We start from the raw sequence: 20,133 nt of genomic DNA on the forward strand, positions 1-20,133 counted from the left end.
GTGGAAAGATCATGGGCGGAAAACGCAAGAGCATGCTTACAGGCAGCATCATCAAGCATGCAATGAAAGACAGCATTCTCAAATTGAATCCGGTTGTAATGATGAAAAATCCGGTCATGTTCGTGGTGGAAATCGGCACGTTCGTCGTGTTGTTAATGGTTTTATTTCCAGCCTATTTCAATACAGGAGGGCGCCAGGGGTTTAATCTGACCGTATTTCTGATTCTCTTGTTCACGATCCTGTTCGCCAATTTCGCCGAGGCACTGGCCGAAGGCCGCGGCAAGGCACAGGCTGACTCCCTGAAAAAAACCAAAAAAGAGACAACGGCGAATAAAGTGGTCGGTCCAGATATCAAAGTCGTCAGTTCCACGGAACTGCGTAAGGGTGACATCGTGATCGTATCGCAGGGCGAGATGATTCCGGGAGACGGCGAAGTCATTGAAGGGCTTGCATCTGTGGATGAATCGGCCATTACCGGTGAGTCCGCTCCGGTCATTAAGGAAGCCGGGGGCGACTTCAGCTCCGTGACAGGGGGTACCCGGGTGGTCAGTGACCGGATCAAGGTGGCCATTACCAGCGATCCGGGTGAATCGTTTATCGATCGAATGATTTCGCTGGTTGAAGGCGCATCGCGCCAGAAGACACCGAATGAGATTGCGCTGAACACCCTGCTGACCACGCTGACGTTGATCTTTTTGATCGTCGTCGTCACGCTGGCTCCGATTGCCAAATATTTTGGTGTCCAGCTGGATATTCCGGTTCTGATCTCCTTGCTCGTATGTCTGATTCCGACGACCATCGGCGGTCTGCTGTCCGCGATCGGGATTGCCGGGATGGACCGCGTTACCCAGTTTAATGTGCTTGCGATGTCAGGGAAAGCGGTGGAAGCCTCCGGAGATATCAATACGATGATTTTGGATAAAACAGGGACGATCACGTACGGTAACCGGATGGCAAGCCAGTTTATTCCGACGGGGGATGCTTCTCTGCCTGAAACAGCCTATTGGGCGGCCGTGAGCTCGCTGAAGGACGAAACACCGGAAGGCCGTTCCGTGCTGGAGCTGATGAAGAAGCAGTCGCTAGACTATGACGAGACTATCGCGACAGGCGGCGAATTTATTGAGTTTAAAGCAGAGACCCGAATGAGCGGTATCGATTTGCAGGATGAGCGGCATGTCCGCAAAGGAGCCGTGGATGCAGTACGTCAGTGGGTGCTTTCCCAGGGCGGGAACGTACCGTCCGATCTTGCCGCAAAGTCGGATGCCATTGCGTCGGAAGGCGGAACGCCGCTTGCTGTAGCGGTTGACAGTAAAATTTACGGCCTGATTCATCTGAAGGATACGGTAAAGCCGGGCATGAAGGAACGTTTTGAACAGCTACGCCAGATGGGAATCAAGACGATCATGTGTACAGGGGATAACCCGCTGACAGCGGCTACGATTGCCCGTGAAGCCGGTGTTGATGAATATATTGCCGAGAGCAAGCCTGAGGATAAAATCGCGGTCATCCGCCGTGAACAAGCGGAAGGGAAGCTCGTAGCCATGACGGGCGACGGTACGAATGACGCACCTGCCCTGGCCCAGGCGGATGTCGGAATTGCGATGAACAGCGGTACGGTTGCCGCCAAGGAAGCGGCGAATATGGTCGATCTGGACTCCGATCCCTCCAAGATTATAGAAGTCGTAGCGATCGGCAAGCAGCTGCTGATGACCCGGGGGGCGCTAACCACGTTCAGTATCGCTAATGACGTCGCCAAATATTTTGCGATCATTCCGGCGATGTTCATGGCAGCCATTCCGCAGATGAAGGTGCTGAATATTATGGATCTCGGATCGCCGCTTTCGGCCATTTTGAGCGCATTGATATTTAACGCTGTCATCATTCCACTGCTGATTCCGCTGGCGATGAAAGGTGTTAAATATAAACCGATGAGCTCAGCACGGCTGCTTAGCAGGAACCTGATGATTTATGGACTGGGCGGGGTAATCGCACCGTTTGCGGGTATCAAGCTGATTGATATGTTCGTGCACTTGTGGATTTAGTGGCCTGGGCAATAGAGAGAAGGGGCTAGTATTCTCAAACAAGCTTAAGAAAAAGGATGATATACAATGAAGACGACGGCGAAGTTCGAAGAAGTGTCTCATGGTTCCATTTGGCTTATAGCACTGCGATCCAGCTTATTGTTTATCGTGATTTGCGGCATCGCTTATCCACTCGCAAGCACGGGGCTGGCCCAGCTGATTTTTCCGTATCAGGCGAACGGCAGCATGGTAAAGGACAGCACAGGACGGACGGTGGGCTCCGAGCTCATCGGACAGAGCTATACGGATCCTTCGTTTTTTCAAGGCCGGATTTCCAGCATCAACTACGATGCCGCCGGTTCGGGATCGAACAACTATGCTCCTTCGAATCCCGAGCTGCTGAAACGGGTCAAGGAGTCGATCACACAGTGGGAGAAAGAGAATCCGGAGGTGCCTGTCAGTGAGGTGCCCATCGATCTGATCACGAACTCCGGTTCTGGTCTGGATCCGCATATTACGCCAGCCGCTGCTGAGGTTCAGATTCCGCGGATCAGCGCCCTGCGCCATATTCAGGAGGATCAGCTGAAGCAGCTTGTAGAACAGAATACCGAGGGACGTGATCTGGGCGTATTCGGCGAGAAAAGAGTGAACGTGCTTAAGCTGAACCTTGCCCTTGAGGAGCTAAGTAGCAAGTAGGAAAGGAATAAACGAAAATGACCGCATGGCGTCTTCAGACGTTATGCGGTCATTTAGGTATAGGAGCTGATGTCAGCCCAGGATGGATTGATAAATAAGAAACAGATTCAGTACCACGATGAGGGCGGAAACGCTCCAAGCCAGAATTTTCACCCAGACCGGGTTGACGAATGTTCCCATTATTTTTTTGTCTCCCGTAAATTTGACCAAAGGAATGACAGCAAACGGGAGCTGAAGCGACAAAATAACCTGGCTGAGAATCAGCAGCTCTTCCGTTCCTTTTTCTCCGAAAATGATCGTTACGATGACGGCTGGGATGATGGCGATGAGCCTTGTAATCAATCTGCGGAGCCAAGGCGGAAGCTTGATGTTCAGGAAGCCTTCCATCACGATCTGCCCGGCCAGGGTGCCTGTCAGCGTAGAGTTTTGCCCGGAGGCCAGCAGCGCAACGGCAAACAATATACTTGCGAGCGTCGTACCCACCAGTGGGGCAAGTAAATAATACGCATCACTGATATCGGCGACTTCGGTCATTCCTGCTTTGTGGAATGTCGCTGCCGAGACGATCAGAATGGATGCATTAATGAACAGCGCAAGAGTCAGGGCTATCGTGGAATCCCAGGCGGAGAAGCGGATGGCTTGGCGTTTGCCTTTTTCTGAATTCTCGTATTGCCGTGTCTGAACAATGGACGAATGGAGATACAAGTTATGCGGCATCACCGTTGCACCCAAAATCGCGATCGCGAGATAGAGCTTTTGATGGTCGGTGATTAGGTCTGCTGTCGGAATGAATCCGGCAAAAATACTGCCCATATCCGGCTTGGACAGCCATAGATCGACACCAAAGCAAGCACCTATAGTTAAGACGAGTATGATTACCAGCGTTTCAATCGCCCGAAAACCTTTATGCTGCAAAAGCAAAATGAGCAGCACGTCTACTGCCGTAATCAGAACACCGTATAGCAACGGAATACCAAACAGAAGCTTAAGGGCAATAGCGGAGCCAATGACCTCGGCCAGATCGCAGGCGGCAATGGCGAGCTCGCACAGTATCCATAGTCCGATCGTGACTGGTTTGCTGTATTGGCTGCGGCAGGCTTGGGCCAGATCATGTCCGGTGACAATGCCCAACTTGCTCGCTAACGACTGAAGCAGTACGGCCATCAGGTTGGACAGCAGGATGACGGTAAGCAGCGAGTATCCGAACTGTGAGCCGCCGGCAATATCCGTTGCCCAGTTGCCCGGATCCATATATCCGACAGCGACAAGGTATCCGGGGCCAACGAACGCAAGAAATTTACGGAAGGTAGAACCCTTCGATGGGACCTTCATGGAATGATTCAGCTCTGACAGCGAGGATCGCTCCTTGGGCTCGGTCCAGTTTTTGGATTTCCTGGAGTCCGTATTTCCTGTGTCCTTCATCTATATCACACACCTTGCTTGCGGTATATTGTTTATTTTTAAATACGTTACTATTCATTGTACTCACTCAAATATGTTTGTATAGGGAAACTTTTATGTGGATATTCAATTCACAGGGCATATAGCATTTTCAATCATAGCTGGTACCGGATGGCATGAATCCATTTGGTTTTTTTGGTCTAAACTATAGAACGAAGGGCAATGCAATGTAACCTTTTATTGACATGAAGTTTAAAATTCTTTAATATGTCTAGGTACTTGATACTTGATTTTTTGTTTCAAGGCAAGAAACTTATATAGACGGGTGATGCATATGTCTTACAGACCAGTGATTGCGAACATGAAGGAAGCCAGCAGTAATGAACAAAGCGGATTGTACGAATTCATTGTCAATCTGGCTGACGGAACCGTGTGCCGAGTGTTCTATAGCCGTTTTCCGGAATGGAAAATGACAAACATCAGCCGGTTGCAAAAAACGCCTTGCCCGGTATGCCGCAAAGATTTTATTTGCAGATGCATCGAGAGCTACAAAGGCGAGCTGACACAGCAAATCGAAGAAAACCAATGGATCGATAAGGCTTTGGCTGCTGCCAAGTAATCTGTCGAACCAAAGATACAGGCGCGGGATATACCCGGGCTTTTTTCTTTTTGTCTGAATAAATTGAACTAAAGTTTAATGATCCATCTTCTTGATTCATGTTGTTAATCAAAAAGATAGGTACCTATTCTTTAGTTCAATTTATATAAATGGCTTGATTATTGGTACTGGGCATCGGATACTCAGTACAGGAGGTGCCTGCAGATGAAGGATCTACAAGGACCTGAAGGAATCGTGCTTGTGGACGGCGTATGCCATTTGTGCCAGGGACTGACGCGTTTTATTATTGAACGGGATCCGCATGCCAAGTTCCGATTCGCCTCCCTGCAATCCGATATTGGAGCTATACTTTTGGAAAAGGGCGAACTGCCTGCGGATAAGGTGGATACCTTGGTGCTGATTGAAAATGGGCAGTATTATGTCCGTTCGGCTGCTGTCCTGCGTATCGTTCGCCAATTGAAGATGCCGTGGCCACTACTTTATGTCTTTGCCTTGATTCCTCTGCCGCTCCGTGACAGGTTGTACCGTTATGTTGCCCGCAACCGTTACCGCTGGTTTGGGAAGGAAGAGCAGTGTATGCTTCCGACACCTGAGCTGCGAAAGCGGTTTTTGTCTTGAGGTTTTGTCGATAATTTACACAATTTGTATTGTTTTTCATTACAGGATATGATAAATTCCTAATTAAGTAAATCAAGCTGATAACGGAAGCACCGTTTCTTCAGCCGCATATGCGGCTTAGGAACGGTGCTTTTTTTCATGCTGTGAATGGGGGATGAATAGCCTCATGGTGACGTACAAAGTGGTGCTCGCCGTCAAAGAGCCGCAGTATTTGGAGGCGCTGCTTCATTACGTGCATACAAGTGAATTTGGCGGGAAATTACGATTTGTCGGATTTACACGCGCAGAATCATTTTTGGAGTACATGAACGGGAAGGAACGCCCGGATTTGGTTGTCGGAGACAGTGAGCTGCTGGAGCCTTGGCTGCGGGAAGAAAAAGCACCATGTCCGTGGAAGCGGCTTGGGACAGGAGCTGATCCGGATCAAGAGCTGGCAAAATATCAACCGCTTCCAGAACTGCTTGGAGCTATACTCCAAGTCTGTCAAAAGGGCGGTGGCCGTTCAAAAGCGGCTGTCCATGCGGGAACGGGTACGGTAACGATCGGCTTCATTTCCACGGTAGGAGGGAGCGGGAAAACAACGGCCGCAGTGAACATGGCCAAGCAGCTCGGCGGGATGGGGCTATCCGTGTTCTACCTGAATCTAGAGACGTTCAACAGCAGCGCCGTATTTCGAAGATCAAACCGTAAAGCCGAGGATGCCCACGGGCTTCCGAGACTGCTCTATGAAATGAAAGCACAGGTCGAAACGAAAAGTTCAGGGGCTATCCCTTTGGAATCCTTTGTAGTTAGTCATCCGGCGATGAAGTGCGAATGGTTTGAGCCGGTTCACAACCGGAATGAAATCATTCAAATGAGCAAATCGGATGTACGCTGTCTGCTTGACCTGATATCGCAGAGCGGTAGATATGATGTGGTCATCGCCGACACCGATTCCGGAATGAACCAGCGCACGGATGCGGTGATCGAAGGATGCGGGCATCTGATATGGATTCTGCTGGATGACCTGATCCATATGTTCAAGAACGCACAGCAGCTGTCCTATATGGAGAGGAGCGATTCGGAGAAGTTCTCTGAAATGGCCGCGAAGAGCCGGTTTATCGTTAACCGCTTTGTAGGTGAGTTTGCTAATCCGCTGCCTGAGGCGATTCCGGCAATCGACGGGGTTCTTCCTTACATCCCCTCTTGGAAGCAGAGCAGCAACGAGGAGCTACTGCTGAGCTCGCCTATTTATCAGCGCGATATTCTCAAGCTCTGCCGGGAACTGCTGAGCGAAGACTTGACTGAAGAAACCGGGGTGAGGGCGCATGGATGAGGAACTGTTCAGGCAGCTGCGCCAAGAAGTGAGATCCGGCCTGGATGTAACGTCCGCCCTCGACAATCATGAGCTGATGAAATATATCGAGCGTACCGTTTTCAGCAGGCGAGAGCTGCTGGAGCTGACGGCAACGGAGAAAAGAAAGCTTGTCCGGCGCATCTATGACTCATTCCGCGGGCTCGATATTTTGCAGCCGCTTGTGGACGATCCGTCCATAACAGAAATTATGATCAACGGCCACCGGGATATTTTTATCGAGCAAAACGGCGAAGTCTCAAGACTGACGCTGGAGTTTGAGTCCCGGACAAAGCTGGAGGACATTATCCAAACCATTGTGTCAGGCGTGAACCGAGTGGTGAATGAGTCATCGCCAATTGTAGATGCGCGGCTGAAGGATGGCTCCCGCGTCAATATTGTTCTTCCTCCGATTACACTCAAGGGGCCGACAATGACGATCCGAAAGTTCCCCGAGAAGCCGATGACTATGGAGGATTTGGTGCGCCGGGGAGCACTTGGCGAGGACGCCTCCTTGTTTTTGCAGAAGCTGGTGGCCGGCAAGTACAACATTTTTATCAGCGGCGGCACCGGTTCCGGTAAAACAACGTTTTTGAATGCTTTATCCCAATATATCCCGGCGGATGAGCGGGTGATTACGATTGAGGATTCCGCGGAACTGCAGATCGTAACGGTGCCGAACCTCGTATCCATGGAGACGCGCAATGCCAATACGGAGGGAAAGGGAGAGATAGCGATCCGGGATCTGATCCGCTCTTCGCTGCGGATGCGCCCGAACCGGATTGTGGTTGGCGAGGTGCGCGGCAGTGAAGCGCTCGACATGCTGCAGGCGATGAATACCGGCCATGATGGGAGCTTATCCACCGGGCACGCGAACAGCACCCGTGACATGATCAGCCGCTTGGAGACGATGGTGCTCAGCGGGGCGGATTTGCCGATCGCCGTTGTCCGGCAGCAAATCGCTTCGGCGATCGATATTTTCGTCCATTTAACAAGACTCAGGGATAGATCGAGGCGGGTGGTCGAGATCAGTGAAGTAGTCGGTATGGAGAATGGGGAGGTCATTTTGAATCCGCTCTACAAGTTTAAGGAAACAGGGGAAAAGGACGGCAGAATTGCCGGACAGCTGGAGCTGCAAGGACTGCTGCAGAAGCAGGAAAAGCTTAGGATGGCTGGCATCACGTATGATGCGCCTGGTCTGGCTAAGGAGGCGGTCGTATGAAAGTGGGACAATCCGCGCTGGAAAGGAAGGGGGCCGGCCCCGGTATTCAGGGGGCTGCGCTCCGTAGTCGCAGAACAACATCACCGAGAAGCCGTCCCGGAAAAAAGGCAAAGCCTGATGGGAACATGCAGCTGCCCGACTATAGTGTATACGTGCTGAGTCCATTCCAGCGGCTAATGTGCATTATTACCGGGGCGGTGCTCTTTTTCGGAATCGGCTATCTCTTTTATCATCAGTGGATTATAGCGCTTCTCTTATCCTTTGGAGGACTGCTTGTCCCCCGTTTCTGGAGAAAGCATATGCTGCAGCGGAGACGTACGGCGCTGAACCTCCATTTCAAGCAGGCGCTGTTCTCGTTATCATCCTCCTTGTCTGCCGGACGTTCCGTGGAGAACGGCTTCCGGGAAGCGATTCAGGATTTGCGCATGCTCGATCCGGATGCGGAGAACGATTTGATAACGGAGCTTTCCATTATTAGTGCACGGATGGAGTACGGTGAACCGATTGAAGACGCACTACATGATTTCAGCCGCCGGGCCTGCATGGAGGATATAACGAATTTCGCGGATGTATTTACCACCTGTAAGAGGACTGGCGGAGATTTGGTAGAGGTGATCCGGAGAACCTCATCCATTATCGGTGAGAAGCTCGACATCCAGCAGGAGATTGCCGTTCTCATTGCACAGAAGAAATTCGAATCGAAGGCGATTTTGGCGGCTCCGATTTTGATGCTGGTGTTCATGAACCTGACATCAGCTGATTATATGGAGCCGATGTTCAGCGGCATGGGCATGATTATTTCGACCTTTGCCTTACTAGGGCTGGCAGGCTGTATGTTCTGGATTATCAAAATCATGGACATCAAAATTTGAGCGGGGTGAGGATATGAAGCTGCTCTCTGTCGTGGTACTGGTTCTGCTGGTGGGAGGTTGGGTGGTGCTGAACCAGGTCGGCGGTGCAAAATACCGGAGCATTGCCAAGCTCCAAATGGAAGAGCTGAGGCTCAAGCCGTTGGTTCCTCCGATGCTGTATATTCTGGAGCATTTGAAGATCATGTCGAAGTTTCCGCTGTTCTTCTTTAAGATTCAGCGCTCGGTGCAGAAGCTTAACGGGCAGCGCCACAGCGCTGAAAAGACGCTGCTATATGTCGGCGAAATGATGTGCTACAGCTGGCTTCTGCTCGTGATGGGATGTCTGCTGACATTGGCCATGGGCGAGGCCACCGGGCTTGGAATTGGAATAGTTTTGGGGTTGCTGCTGCCCGCTGCGATGATCAAGGATCTACATAGCAAGGTGCAGAAGCGGGATCAGGATATTCTCATGGAACTGCCAGAGCTGCTGAACAAGATCGTTCTATTGGTTGGAGCGGGAGAAACGGTTCAGAAGGCGATTAGTCATTGCGTGGAACAAAAGAAACAGGAAAACAATCATCCATTGTACCGCGAGCTGATCAAGATGACGGATGATCTGGAAGGCGGATATTCCTTTCAGCAATCCTTTGAGAATTTCAGCAAGCGCTGTGCGGTACAGGAGGTATCAATCTTTACGACGACCGTGCTGCTGAATTTCAGACGGGGCGGCAACGACTTTGAGATGGCTTTAACGGATTTATCCCGCGTTCTGTGGGAGAAACGAAAGGCAGTGACGCGTATACGGGGAGAGCAGGCATCTTCCAAGCTGATCTTTCCGATGGTTGTCATCTTTGTCATTGTCATTGTGCTTGTAGGAACACCCGCTTTTATGATGATGAATATGTAGGAGGATGAAGATATGTTGACATTGGCATGGAGTAAGGCAAAGGCTTTTTGGAAGCAGGAAGACGGGCTGGGAATGTTGGAAATGATTTTGATTATTGCGGTTATTATTATCATTGCTTTGTTGTTCAGAAAAGAGCTTCTTCGAATCGTGCAAAGACTATTAAATAAAGTGGATCAAAAGAGTGATGAAGTTTTTACGGGTTAATAACTCACTAAAAAATACCGAGGGAAGCTTCACCGTTGAAGCTTCCCTCGTACTTCCCATCGTCCTGTTCGTCACGATGATTCTTATATTTTTTTGCTTATATGTCTACCAGATGAGCTTCCTCCATCAGACGGCTTCCGCTGTGGCGGAGCGTTCGGCATACAGTTGGGACAACAGCCATAAAGAGGCAGCTACCGGAGAGGTAGCGAAAGGCCAATATGATTCCTTATACTGGCGGTTGAGCGATGACGGGATACTCGGCACGTTGTTTGGCTGGAGCGGATTGGCAGATAAAAAGCAGACAGCGGCTCTTCCGGGAAATGAAGGCGGGGGCGGAGCGCTTCCTGTCCTTAAATTGAATAAATCCGGCGGTATGGTTCCTTCCTGGATGAAGGGCGAGATTAGCTATCAGAATTCGATTCTGCAGCGGAAGGTTGCAGTGGATCTAACGCGCATGCTTTCTTTTCCGCCGCTGGATATCATGCTGGAGGGCGGCTCGAATGTTAACACCTATGCTAATTCCGTCGTGGTAGAGCCTGTGGAATTTATCCGGACGGTGGATCTGATGAGATATTACGGCTCGAAGTTCAAGGGCTCAGATGAGAATGGTAAAACAGATCAGGGCAGCGCCAAGCAGGTATTGGATAAATTCAAGTAACTCAAGTCTTCAGACAAGTAGTGTAATGTAGCGGGAATCATAAGGGGGGACGAGGGTGTTCGCTAAAAGGCGATCGGAGAATGGATCGGTTTCCGTGTTTTTGATTATGATTTTAGCCTTCATATTTGCTTTTGTGGCCCTGTTTATCGACTATGGCCGCATCGCCGCTATGAAGGTTCAAAGCGAGCGGCTGGTGCATGCGGCGGTTCGTTCTGTGATGTCCTCCTACGATCCCGAGCTCCAGGAACGGTATGGATTATTCGCTTATGGGGAGCAAAGCGGCGACCAGATCATGGCGGGTGTTCTGAACAGCAGCATGGAAAAGGGAGTGCGAAGCGACAAGTTTGATATCCTGCCGATGGAGCTGGACAGCTCGGGCCTTAAAATGGACAGGATGCTGGGCGAATATGATATTTTTAACCGCGAAATCGGTGAAGAGATGAAATACAAGGCGCCCGTAGATTTTACATTGGAAATTCTGAGTAAGTTTAAGCCCTTATCTTCTTCGATGAAGGAGGCTTCCAACACGGTCGATGTGCTTAGGAAGCTGCAAAAGCTGTATGACAAACGGGAAGCGGCGCTCGATCAGATGCTGGCGAAGCAGAAGAAGGCCGCACAAGGCGCTAATGGCATCCCCGGTATTCTAATGGGGCTCTATTCAACCTCCATATCCAATGAATCTCTCGGCTCTTCGCGTGTAACCACTGCTGCAGGAGTCGCATCCCAGTACGATGATTACGTCAGCAAAGCTAATGAGGATGCAAACCGGGATGAGGATGAAGATCCACAATACAGCGAAGAGATCGAGGATTATTTGAAAGACTCGGCAGACGTTGTGTCCCGGCTCGGAAGCAAGCAGGGTTCGGCTGCGGCAAGCCATACCAAGCTGCTCCAGGAAGCTCAACAGGCTTGGAAGGAAGCCTTTGATCAAAATGAGCGTATGAAGGAAGTCATAGCTGCTTCTGAAAGCCGGACGGAAAGCGCAGGCTATGATGAGGTCTCCGGCGGCAGCATCCCAGGGACAACGCCGGGAACTAACGGGGATGATTCGGATACGATCCGCGGTCTGCGCGGACAAACGGAGAAACTGCTGCTGTCTGAAAGCCTGCTTAATGAATTAAAAAATGAAATTGACCGTCAGCGGGATGAATTCAGTACGGCAGATCGTAACATATCAGCGGCTATGTCCGCTCTTGGGGGTGCCTCGGGCCAAAGCGGCAGTTCCAGCCAGATGAAAAGTACGGTGATATCGGCACGAAGCGCTATAGATTCATATTTGCGTGCTTACGCCGAATCGGGCTCGTCCAACAAGCTGGATCAGGAAGCAGCCCGGCTTAATCAGCATCGCGCCTCCGACAAGGAGCGAAAGGAAAAAGAAAAGCAGGGCAAAGCCAAGCTGAGGGATGCGGCTAATATCCTGGAGCGGATCAACGAGCTTGATCAAAAGGCAAAGGGATATATGGAGGAATATAGAACACTGCAGACCTATTATGACGAAAGCATGGAGTTCAACAAGCAGCTTGCCGCTGGGGACTATCATGGGGCTGATTTGGACAATGATCCCTATGATGCGGGTAAATCCGCAATGAATGACATGGATGGTCTGTATGGGGCGATGGCAGGAATGATGTCGGGAGTGACGGATGAATTGCTTCAAAATGAGTATGCCGCACTTTATTTTAAGCATTTTGACATTAGCAGTCTGAAAGACGCGGCCAAAGACCCGCAAGCTAAATTGGGAGATGCCGTAGTTGACCAGTTAAGCGTCAAAAATCAGGAGCTTGAATACATACTGTACGGGTTCCATAATCCGGTAGGAAATATCTCTGCAGCTTATGCAGAGATATTCGCATCCAGACTTGCGATCCGTACGATGGAGGGCCTCGTCAAGAACAGCGGCCTCGGTCATCCGCTGCTAGTGCTGGCTGCCGCACTACTCTATGGCATCGAAATGGCCATTGCCGATATGATCACGCTTTGCGAGACAGGATCGGTGGAGCTGTCCAGCTATATTAGAGTCAAAGTAACTTATCGGGATTACCTGCGGCTCTTTCTGCTTATTCATAGCAATAATCAGAAAAAAATGTCCCGTATGCTGGCGCTAATCCGTTTCAACACGGGGATTAATCCGGCGCAGCGACCAACGTATGTTTCGGCAGAAGTTAAGGTTGGCATGAAGCTGTGGTTTTTGCCTGGGGTGATGAAAATGGTCGGATATGCCGGAGGAAGTCCAGACGAGGTGGAAGGAAACCGATATTATGCGGTCAAACAAGCGGATTACTCTTATTAGTGGGAGGCTGAAGGGATTCCCCAGAATAAGGATGTTTCGAAATGGCGACAGCCTGCAGGGAAGCATGGTGGTGGAAGCTTCGATCGTGATGCCGATGTTCATCTTTTTTGTTATTTTTCTTATTTATATGGTGCAAATGACTCTGATCTCTACTGCCTTGCAGAGCACAGTATCCGATACCGTCAAAATGGTGTCGACGCACATGTATCCGGTAGCATTGGCGATTGAACAGAAGGCACCTGAAAAGGATGAAAACGGCAAGGAGCCTGCGGGCAGCTGGAGCATTCCTAAGCTTTCGCTCAGCGATTGGGCCGCGCAATACACCGATACATTGCCTGCACCTTTGAATGAATGGATGGCTGGTGCAATAGCCAAGGCAGATGAGCCGCTTCAGGATTTGAAAAATCAGGTTGCCGAGGCTGCTCTTGATCCAGTAGTGAAGCCTATTTTGAAGCCGTACATGGAAAGCAGGCTGCTGGATTATGATCGTATCCATGTATCCAATATTCAAATCCCTAACCTCAAGACACGTACAGATCCATATTTCGGTATCGAGGTAAGCTATGAGCTGCCTATGAAGGTGCCATTTTTGAATAAAAAAATCGTGCTCCAGGCCAAGGCACAGGAACGTCTGTGGATCGGTGAGACGGAGCCAAAAAGCGCAGAAGAGACAGATCCGGGTGCTCAAAATGTGGAGGTATTAGAAAAGCCGGATCCGGCTTATGTCGGAAAAAAGGCAAAGGTTCGGGTGAAGATTTCGCCTGGGGAGACAGCCAATCTGTCCGTCTTTTATAAAAGCGGTCAAAGCACAGCCAAATACCTGGGTGAGAAGCAGGCGGATGCGGAGGGCTATATTGAATGGGAATGGTCTGTGGGGCCCAATACGACCCCGGGTACCTGGCCTTTTGTGGTGACCACAGGAAATGGTGAGAGAACCGAAGTCATGTTCACTGTCGTCAAAGGGTAACAGGGACACGGTATGGCAATTATGAAAAGAAATAAAGGGGGAGCTTCACGCATATGGAGGTTTCAATCTGGGGATGTGCACTCATCGTCATCGCAGCTTTTGTCACGGATATTCGAACCATGAAAGTTCCCAACTGGCTGACAGTGACGGCAATGATTAGTGGTTTTTGTTTTCATATGGTAACAGAGGGGCTGCATGGGCTGGCATTTTCCGCCAAAGGCTTTGCTGCAGGGTTTGGGCTGCTGCTTCTGATGCATATGATCGGTGCTGTTGGGGCCGGTGATGTCAAACTGTTTGGAGGGATTGGAGCCTGGCTCGGGACGCTGCTCACGGTTCAATGTCTGGTTTATTCCGTTTTTTGTGCCGGCTTCATAGGAGTCATTATTCTTTTGTGGCGAAGAGAAACGCTGAAAAGGCTTCGAATGGTCGTGAGCAGCTTGGCCGGCGTCTTTATTTTAAGGAGTCTTCAATCTCTAAATGTGGGAAAGGAGCAGCAGCTTCGTTTTCCGTTTATGCTGGCGGTGGTTCCCGGTTATATTTTCGCATGCATCTATACACTCAGCTAGGGGTGAATCCATTTGTTAGGTTTAACAAGAGATTTTGTACAGCAGGGCGGGACGTTTATGGTCCTTGCTGGCAGCAGCGGAATCCATTCCGATGAACTGAGCAAGGTAGAGGCAGCGATGATCACAGCGGCAAGAATCCCACGTTTTTTGCCCCTTCATGTTCAGGAAATAGATCTGCAGGTAACCTTAAGATATGACATTACCGAAAAGAAGATGCTGTCACACATGCTTAAGGGTGAGAAAATCAACATGACCGAATACTACAGTCTTCTGCTGCAGATCGCAGATACGCTGGAGGAAAGCGTCATGTACATGCTGCAGCCAGGAAAGTACATATTGGATGAAGACTATATTTTTGTGGATGGTTCACTTCAGGAAGGCACACTTTACCTGGCCTATATTCCTCTTGAACGAACGGAATGCTTAAGGCTCGTAAAGGACAGCCTAAAGGATCTTGTTACCCGGTTCATGGCCTCTGTAACGGAGCTGAGCGGCGGGGGCGTTCAGCAGCTGCTGCAGTACACCTCTTCCGAGGAATTTACTGTGAATGGATTTAAAAAGCGACTTCTTGACCTGCTGACCTGTGAAGATGAGCCGCGGAAATCAGCAACAACCGATTCTAAGCAGGTCCGATTCCCAGTTTCATATGATGAACAAGATCAAAAAGAGCGTTACAGCACGGGATTGCATGGTGGCGCGAATCATGCTGCTTCGGCAGCGTCGCGGGCGGAAGTGATTCCTTATCCTTCAAGAGGGAGAACGGAATTGCCTGCCTCAAGTGCTGGTAGAGAAATTCCAGCTGAGCCGTTTCTAAAACGAGATCGAAACTCAGCACCGGCCGGTGAGCTTCCAAAACTTGGGACAAACCGCGATGATCAGAAACCCGAACCGGAAGTGCCTGATTTTCTTAAAAGCTGGAGTGGTTATGGCTCAAGTTCGGAGGAAGAAGCGTCGCCTGCTGAAGCTGAAGAAGAACAGAAAGCTGCTTCATCCCGGAAAACTTTCATCGCTCTTGGCTGCTTGCTGGCTGCGGCCCTGGTATGGAGAATGATATACATGTCAGCTCCAAGCAGTGGAAAGTTGATCTTATGCGTCCTTCTGACCGTTATTCTCGCTGTAATTGCAATCATGGGCTGGAGCGGCAGGCTTTTCGCTTCAAAAAAGGAAGCAGCAGCTTCTGGTGCTTTTGAAGAGCTGCCTGATTTCGGTTCAGTTGAGCTTTCGGCCGAGTCCCGGCGAAGCAAAAGCCGTTCCCGTTTTGAGATCGAACAACTGACGGGCTTTTTTAGAGGCAGCGCGAAAAAGGACAAAGGGGACTGGGACTCTTCGGACAGGGACATGCCTGATCCGGAGCCGGATTGGAAATGGTCGTTCCCTGAATCACAGCCCGATCAGAGAAAGAGAACACCTATCCCGTCGCATAACCAGCGAATGTGGAATCATGCCGGCGTTGCGCTTGACGGAGATCACGTGGACAAGAGCGAAAGGGATTACTATAGTCAGCTGGTCCCAAAGACAGAAATATTGAATTCAGGTAAAGGCAGTGCAACTGTACTGCTGAGTGGAGTGGTTGCTGATGAAATGAAGACTGCGGCTTCAGAGCCAACATCGATGTGTTATTTGCTGAGAGAAGGAGACGGTGGGGAGAGGGCCGAACGCATCGACCTGAGGCAGCAGCATTTTGTCATTGGACGTTCCGAAGAGGTATCGCAGTATGTTGAAGTCTCCGTAGGAGCCTCGCGCGCGCATGTAGAGCTGAGCCGGACCGAAGATGGAGGATATCTAATCAAGGATCTCGGCTCCAAGAATGGTACCCGTCTAAAGGGGGAAACAATGGTGCCTTATAAGGAGTATCCGCTTCATGACGGGGACAAGTTTATTATCGCCAAGGGAGCTTACACATTCCGATCTGCCTGATGTTCTTTCAGATCTCGAAGAGCCTGCTCAAGTGTCGGATAGTCAAAATGGAAGCCATGCTTCAGCACCTTGTCTGGCATGATGCGCTGCCCTTCCAATATGATGAGAGAAAGCTCACCCAGAACCGTTTTCATCATAAAAGAGGGAACCGGAAACCAGTGCGGTCTATGATAGACGCGACCAACGGTCTGACCGAACTGATTGTTCGTTACAGGCTCTGGCGCGGATGCATTGACAGGTCCGCTGACATCGGATTGGGTAATACAGAATTCGATCAGCCGGACCATATCCTGCAGATGAATCCAGGACACCCACTGCTGGCCGCTGCCAATTCTCCCGCCGAAGCCGAGCAAGTACGGCAGCTTCATCAGCGGGAAAGCCCCTTCCTTTGTCCCGAGAACGACACTGGTCCGGAGCTTGATCAGGCGGACCTCTTGAATGAGATCAGCGGTATCCTCCCACTTCTTAACGACTGAAGAGGGAAAGTCGGCGACATGAGCCGGGCTGTCTTCACTAAAGGTATCGGTGAGTGACGTGCCATATATGGCTATGGCTGAAGCTTGAACGACGACCTCGGGCTTTTGATGAAGGGCCTGAACTAGTTTGGCTACGGCCTGCACGGTAGTCATCCGGGATTCGATGATGCTTTTTTTGGCTGTGGGTGTCCAGCGCTGGTTCAGAGAGGAGCCGGCCAGATTGATGAGCGCTTCCGTCCCTTCCAGAAGTTCAGGGTAGGCATCGATTTGCTCCCAAGTAAGGTACTTCACAACCGTTTGGTCAAGTTCAGGAATTTTGCGGGTAATGATGGTTACTTCATGTCCTTGCTGCAGAAGATGATCGGAGAGGGCCTTCCCAATAAAGCCGGTTCCACCGCAAATCGTGATTTTCATAAACGGATACACCACACCCCTCTAGTATTGTGTAAAACATTCATAATGAAGTTGATCCAGAATTGTTCAATACATAAAAGTTTGTATGCAAAAACCCCCAGGTACGGGATCAGACTGACGAAATGATACATTTCTTCAATTTGATGCTCCTGCCAGGGGGCTTGTCAGTTACAGGCTATAGGTCTACTTTTGCATCAGATGCTCATAAGGCTTGTAGTCGATCTGGTTTTTGTTAAGGAAAGCGATGAGGAACTTATTGTCCCTTTTTGGCGTAGCAGATATGTAACCTTTAATACAGTGATCTCGTGTGACCTCCGGCGCCTTGTCTTCTAGTGCGATTCTGCCGATTTCAGCCGCAATCGAATGCTTGGCGATATCACGGAACGGTCCGGGTACCGGCTTAACCAGTTTGTCTAAAAATACCTTGGATTCATCCGTCCACAGATGGCGGCTTGCTTCCACCCAGTGGTTTTGCCAGTCCAGCTTAGATCTGCCGTCTGTCTTTGGCAGTACCTTCAGGAATTTACGGATCATAAAATATCCGCCAATCGTCATACAGATCAGCAGGATCACCGCCCATACCATGACGGAATCCATAAAGATATTTGAGGGCATGGAAGAGGACAGGAGCTTCGTGCCCAATGAACTATGCATGTGGTTCACCTCTAGGATTATCTTCAATTCACTAAACCTTTTTCTGAATTATAACGCATTCCTAGATTTATTTCAGCATTCACGCTAAAATAAGGGATAATTCGATTGAGGAGGATGGATTATGCTAAAAATCGGTTCTCATGTGTCCTTTTCGGACAAGGGCCTGTTAAGTGCAACTACCGAAGCCAACAGCTATGGATCGAACACGTTTATGATATATACTGGCGCTCCGCAGAATACGCGCCGCAAGCCGATTGAATCAATGTATCTTGAAGAAGGCAAGCAATTAATGAAGGAAAGCAGCTTTGAGGAAATTGTCGTGCACGCGCCTTACATTATCAACCTGGGATCTTACAAGTCAAATACGTTCGAGCTTGCAGTCAGCTTTCTTCAGGAGGAAATTCGCCGCACGCATGCCATTGGCGTGAAAAATATTGTGCTTCATCCGGGGGCATATACCGACAAGGATCCTGAATACGGCATCGATCGGATTGCCGAGGGACTTAATGAAGTGCTAAACGGAACGGATGAAACCGAGGTTCATATCGCGCTGGAGACGATGGCAGGCAAAGGAACGGAAATGGGCCGTACCTTTGAGGAAATCGCTCGTATGATCGAAAAGGTGAAGCACAATGAACGCCTGACAATCTGTATGGATACATGTCATATTCATGACGCTGGCTACGACATTGTAAGCGATCTTGACGGAGTGCTTGAAGAGTTTGACCGCATTATCGGCCTCGACCGCATTGGCGTCGTTCATATCAATGACAGCAAAAATCCGCGTGGAGCCGGTAAAGACCGTCACACCCCGATCGGATCCGGCTGGATTGGCTTTGATACGATCAACAACGTCGTACATCATGAAAAACTTGCAGGCAGACCATTTATTCTGGAGACGCCTTGGATCGGCAAGGAAGCCAAAACGCAGCGGCCGATGTACGAGATCGAAATCGCGCTTCTGCGCGGCAGCGTATCAGAACGTTTTGGTGCGGACTTTATGAATCAAGTGGAAGACCTGCATACATTTTTTGCGAAGCAGGACATTGATCCCCGTCAATATGTGCTCGATGTCTGGACGCTGCTGAAAAATGACGCCAAAGCGAAGAAAGCAGATTCCCGCGAACCGCTGGAGCGTTTGTACGACTTGATCGCCGAAGCGAGTTTGTTCCCTGATCTGAGCGAGGAACAGGTCAACCAGCGGCTGATTGCCTGTCTGGCAGGCAAAGGAGCCTTGAAATAACGAAATCTTTAATTAGATATAGAGAGAGTATGAGGGAGGAGCAGGAGTCTCATGGAACTACATGTCAAAAATAATGCATCATCTGCTTCACAAGCACATCAAAACCGCGCACGCATGCTTATTTCTTGTCCGGATGGACCGGGAATCGTAGCGGCTGTATCGCATTTTCTGCACGAGCATGGGGCTAATATCGTTCAATCTGACCAATACACGATGGATCCGGAGGGCGGGATGTTCTTTATGCGGGTTGAGTTTGATCTGCCCGATTTGGAGCAGAGATTGCCCGCATTGAAGGAACAGTTTGCGGCAGCAGGATCGAGATTCAGTATGCAGTGGAAGATTTATAGCGTCAGCCGCAAGAAAAGACTGGCTATTTTCGTATCCAAAGAGGATCATTGTCTGGTCGAGCTGCTGTGGCAGTGGCAGGCGGGAGATCTGGACGCCGAAATTGCGATGGTGGTCAGCAACCACCCGGATATGAAGGAGTATGTGGAATCGTTTGGCATACCATATCATCATATTCCGGTGACAGCCGACACGAAAAAGGAAGCCGAGCAGCGCCAGCTTGAAGTGGTGAGCAGCGACATTGATGTCATTATTTTGGCACGGTACATGCAGATTATCTCTCCAACCTTTATCGAGCATTACCGGAACCGGATTATCAATATCCACCATTCGTTCCTTCCGGCCTTCGTCGGCGGCAAGCCTTATGCCCAAGCCTACGATCGCGGGGTGAAAATTATCGGAGCAACCGCCCACTATGTTACAGAAGTGCTGGACGGAGGCCCGATCATCGAGCAGGACGTGCAGCGCGTCAGCCACCGCGATGATGTCAGCGAACTGAAGCGGATCGGACGAACCATTGAGCGCGTCGTCCTGGCGAGAGCTGTCAAATGGCATATCGAGGACCGGATTCTGGTTCATGAAAATAAAACCGTTGTGTTTAACGGCTAATTTACTTTCTTTTCCGGTGAGCTGCATTATTTCAAGTGTTATTCATCTCACATAGTATCTGACCGACAAAAGCCTGCTTCGCGTGAAGCAGGCTTTTTTAGATCGTAACGGCAAAAAATGAC

19 protein-coding genes are annotated in these 20,133 nt (G+C 50.0%); 16 read left to right on the plus strand and 3 right to left on the minus strand.

Going from position 1 to position 20,133, the window contains the following annotated elements:
- Window positions 1–11 precede the first annotated feature (11 nt).
- Window positions 12–2,042, plus strand: coding sequence for a potassium-transporting ATPase subunit KdpB (kdpB, locus tag MUG84_RS15490; protein ID WP_244726202.1), 2,031 nt, complete (start codon window positions 12–14; stop codon window positions 2,040–2,042).
- A gap of 66 nt (window positions 2,043–2,108) precedes the next feature.
- A complete protein-coding gene (gene kdpC / locus MUG84_RS15495) occupies window positions 2,109–2,717 on the plus strand; it encodes a potassium-transporting ATPase subunit KdpC (protein WP_244726204.1) in 609 nt (202 codons plus the stop codon).
- A gap of 72 nt (window positions 2,718–2,789) precedes the next feature.
- Here the strand turns inward: kdpC and MUG84_RS15500 are convergent, their stop codons facing one another.
- Window positions 2,790–4,139, minus strand: coding sequence for an Nramp family divalent metal transporter (locus MUG84_RS15500; protein ID WP_244726207.1), 1,350 nt, complete (start codon window positions 4,137–4,139; stop codon window positions 2,790–2,792).
- Between the two features lie 313 nt (window positions 4,140–4,452).
- Here MUG84_RS15500 and MUG84_RS15505 point away from each other — a divergent pair, with 313 nt between their 5' ends.
- The 12 genes from MUG84_RS15505 to MUG84_RS15560 all read left to right on the plus strand — a co-directional run bounded on the left by MUG84_RS15505 (window position 4,453) and on the right by MUG84_RS15560 (window position 16,270).
- Complete coding sequence (locus tag MUG84_RS15505; RefSeq protein WP_244726209.1) at window positions 4,453–4,737, plus strand: hypothetical protein; 285 nt, start codon at window positions 4,453–4,455, stop codon at window positions 4,735–4,737.
- Between the two features lie 204 nt (window positions 4,738–4,941).
- Window positions 4,942–5,355: a thiol-disulfide oxidoreductase DCC family protein gene (locus tag MUG84_RS15510; protein ID WP_244726211.1), complete on the plus strand. Its 414-nt coding sequence runs from the start codon at window positions 4,942–4,944 to the stop codon at window positions 5,353–5,355.
- A gap of 166 nt (window positions 5,356–5,521) precedes the next feature.
- Window positions 5,522–6,670 (plus strand): P-loop NTPase family protein, encoded by a 1,149-nt coding sequence (locus MUG84_RS15515; RefSeq protein ID WP_244726213.1) that lies wholly within the window; start codon window positions 5,522–5,524, stop codon window positions 6,668–6,670.
- Window positions 6,663–7,910 carry a TadA family conjugal transfer-associated ATPase gene (locus MUG84_RS15520; protein ID WP_244726215.1) on the plus strand — a complete coding sequence of 416 codons (1,248 nt, stop codon included), beginning with the start codon at window positions 6,663–6,665 and terminating at the stop codon, window positions 7,908–7,910. Before MUG84_RS15515 ends, MUG84_RS15520 begins: the two co-directional genes overlap by 8 nt.
- A gap of 125 nt (window positions 7,911–8,035) precedes the next feature.
- A complete protein-coding gene (locus MUG84_RS15525; RefSeq protein WP_244726866.1) occupies window positions 8,036–8,782 on the plus strand; it encodes a type II secretion system F family protein in 747 nt (248 codons plus the stop codon).
- 13 nt (window positions 8,783–8,795) lie between these two features.
- On the plus strand, window positions 8,796–9,668 hold the full coding sequence (locus MUG84_RS15530) for a type II secretion system F family protein (RefSeq protein ID WP_244726217.1): 873 nt from the start codon (window positions 8,796–8,798) through the stop codon (window positions 9,666–9,668).
- A 12-nt stretch (window positions 9,669–9,680) separates the two neighbouring features.
- Window positions 9,681–9,872: a Flp1 family type IVb pilin gene (locus tag MUG84_RS15535; protein WP_244726219.1), complete on the plus strand. Its 192-nt coding sequence runs from the start codon at window positions 9,681–9,683 to the stop codon at window positions 9,870–9,872.
- On the plus strand, window positions 9,853–10,530 hold the full coding sequence (locus MUG84_RS15540; protein WP_244726868.1) for a TadE family protein: 678 nt from the start codon (window positions 9,853–9,855) through the stop codon (window positions 10,528–10,530). Before MUG84_RS15535 ends, MUG84_RS15540 begins: the two co-directional genes overlap by 20 nt.
- 55 nt (window positions 10,531–10,585) lie before the next feature.
- Window positions 10,586–12,820 (plus strand): TadE/TadG family type IV pilus assembly protein, encoded by a 2,235-nt coding sequence (locus MUG84_RS15545; RefSeq protein ID WP_244726222.1) that lies wholly within the window; start codon window positions 10,586–10,588, stop codon window positions 12,818–12,820.
- Between the two features lie 31 nt (window positions 12,821–12,851).
- Window positions 12,852–13,787 (plus strand): TadE/TadG family type IV pilus assembly protein, encoded by a 936-nt coding sequence (locus tag MUG84_RS15550; protein WP_244726224.1) that lies wholly within the window; start codon window positions 12,852–12,854, stop codon window positions 13,785–13,787.
- A 53-nt stretch (window positions 13,788–13,840) separates the two neighbouring features.
- Window positions 13,841–14,353, plus strand: coding sequence for an A24 family peptidase (locus MUG84_RS15555; protein WP_244726226.1), 513 nt, complete (start codon window positions 13,841–13,843; stop codon window positions 14,351–14,353).
- Between the two features lie 12 nt (window positions 14,354–14,365).
- On the plus strand, window positions 14,366–16,270 hold the full coding sequence (locus MUG84_RS15560; protein ID WP_244726228.1) for a DUF6382 domain-containing protein: 1,905 nt from the start codon (window positions 14,366–14,368) through the stop codon (window positions 16,268–16,270).
- Here MUG84_RS15560 and MUG84_RS15565 read toward each other — a convergent pair.
- Both MUG84_RS15565 and MUG84_RS15570 read right to left on the minus strand, forming a co-directional pair.
- The gene (locus tag MUG84_RS15565; protein WP_244726231.1) at window positions 16,249–17,160 is read right to left on the minus strand and encodes a TIGR01777 family oxidoreductase; all 912 of its coding nucleotides are present in this window, start codon (window positions 17,158–17,160) and stop codon (window positions 16,249–16,251) included. The two genes, MUG84_RS15560 and MUG84_RS15565, sit on opposite strands and share 22 nt — an antisense overlap.
- 183 nt (window positions 17,161–17,343) lie before the next feature.
- Entirely contained in the window at window positions 17,344–17,775 is a 432-nt protein-coding gene (locus MUG84_RS15570; RefSeq protein ID WP_244726870.1) for a DUF2621 family protein, read from the minus strand.
- 160 nt (window positions 17,776–17,935) lie between these two features.
- Here MUG84_RS15570 and MUG84_RS15575 point away from each other — a divergent pair, with 160 nt between their 5' ends.
- Both MUG84_RS15575 and purU read left to right on the plus strand, forming a co-directional pair.
- Window positions 17,936–19,057 carry a deoxyribonuclease IV gene (locus MUG84_RS15575; RefSeq protein WP_244726233.1) on the plus strand — a complete coding sequence of 374 codons (1,122 nt, stop codon included), beginning with the start codon at window positions 17,936–17,938 and terminating at the stop codon, window positions 19,055–19,057.
- A gap of 51 nt (window positions 19,058–19,108) precedes the next feature.
- Window positions 19,109–20,011 (plus strand): formyltetrahydrofolate deformylase, encoded by a 903-nt coding sequence (purU, locus tag MUG84_RS15580; RefSeq protein WP_244726235.1) that lies wholly within the window; start codon window positions 19,109–19,111, stop codon window positions 20,009–20,011.
- Window positions 20,012–20,133: the final 122 nt, after the last annotated feature.

The sequence above is a fragment of the Paenibacillus mangrovi genome (assembly GCF_022898935.1).
Lineage (GTDB): Bacteria > Bacillota > Bacilli > Paenibacillales > Paenibacillaceae > Paenibacillus_AQ > Paenibacillus_AQ mangrovi.

Excerpts from the sequence above, each read along its gene's own strand:
- MUG84_RS15535 (WP_244726219.1), top strand. The coding sequence starts at position 9,681 with ATGTTGACATTGGCATGGAGTAAGGCAAAGGCTTTTTGGAAGCAGGAA.
- kdpC (WP_244726204.1), top strand. The coding sequence starts at position 2,109 with ATGAAGACGACGGCGAAGTTCGAAGAAGTGTCTCATGGTTCCATTTGG.
- MUG84_RS15550 (WP_244726224.1), top strand. The coding sequence starts at position 12,852 with ATGTTTCGAAATGGCGACAGCCTGCAGGGAAGCATGGTGGTGGAAGCT.
- kdpB (WP_244726202.1), top strand. The coding sequence starts at position 12 with ATGGGCGGAAAACGCAAGAGCATGCTTACAGGCAGCATCATCAAGCAT.
- MUG84_RS15505 (WP_244726209.1), top strand. The coding sequence starts at position 4,453 with ATGTCTTACAGACCAGTGATTGCGAACATGAAGGAAGCCAGCAGTAAT.
- MUG84_RS15500 (WP_244726207.1), bottom strand. The coding sequence starts at position 4,139 with ATGAAGGACACAGGAAATACGGACTCCAGGAAATCCAAAAACTGGACC.
- MUG84_RS15510 (WP_244726211.1), top strand. The coding sequence starts at position 4,942 with ATGAAGGATCTACAAGGACCTGAAGGAATCGTGCTTGTGGACGGCGTA.
- MUG84_RS15530 (WP_244726217.1), top strand. The coding sequence starts at position 8,796 with ATGAAGCTGCTCTCTGTCGTGGTACTGGTTCTGCTGGTGGGAGGTTGG.
- purU (WP_244726235.1), top strand. The coding sequence starts at position 19,109 with ATGGAACTACATGTCAAAAATAATGCATCATCTGCTTCACAAGCACAT.
- MUG84_RS15515 (WP_244726213.1), top strand. The coding sequence starts at position 5,522 with ATGGTGACGTACAAAGTGGTGCTCGCCGTCAAAGAGCCGCAGTATTTG.
- MUG84_RS15555 (WP_244726226.1), top strand. The coding sequence starts at position 13,841 with ATGGAGGTTTCAATCTGGGGATGTGCACTCATCGTCATCGCAGCTTTT.
- MUG84_RS15570 (WP_244726870.1), bottom strand. The coding sequence starts at position 17,775 with ATGCCCTCAAATATCTTTATGGATTCCGTCATGGTATGGGCGGTGATC.
- MUG84_RS15565 (WP_244726231.1), bottom strand. The coding sequence starts at position 17,160 with ATGAAAATCACGATTTGCGGTGGAACCGGCTTTATTGGGAAGGCCCTC.
- MUG84_RS15575 (WP_244726233.1), top strand. The coding sequence starts at position 17,936 with ATGCTAAAAATCGGTTCTCATGTGTCCTTTTCGGACAAGGGCCTGTTA.
- MUG84_RS15520 (WP_244726215.1), top strand. The coding sequence starts at position 6,663 with ATGGATGAGGAACTGTTCAGGCAGCTGCGCCAAGAAGTGAGATCCGGC.
- MUG84_RS15525 (WP_244726866.1), top strand. The coding sequence starts at position 8,036 with ATGCAGCTGCCCGACTATAGTGTATACGTGCTGAGTCCATTCCAGCGG.
- MUG84_RS15540 (WP_244726868.1), top strand. The coding sequence starts at position 9,853 with ATGAAGTTTTTACGGGTTAATAACTCACTAAAAAATACCGAGGGAAGC.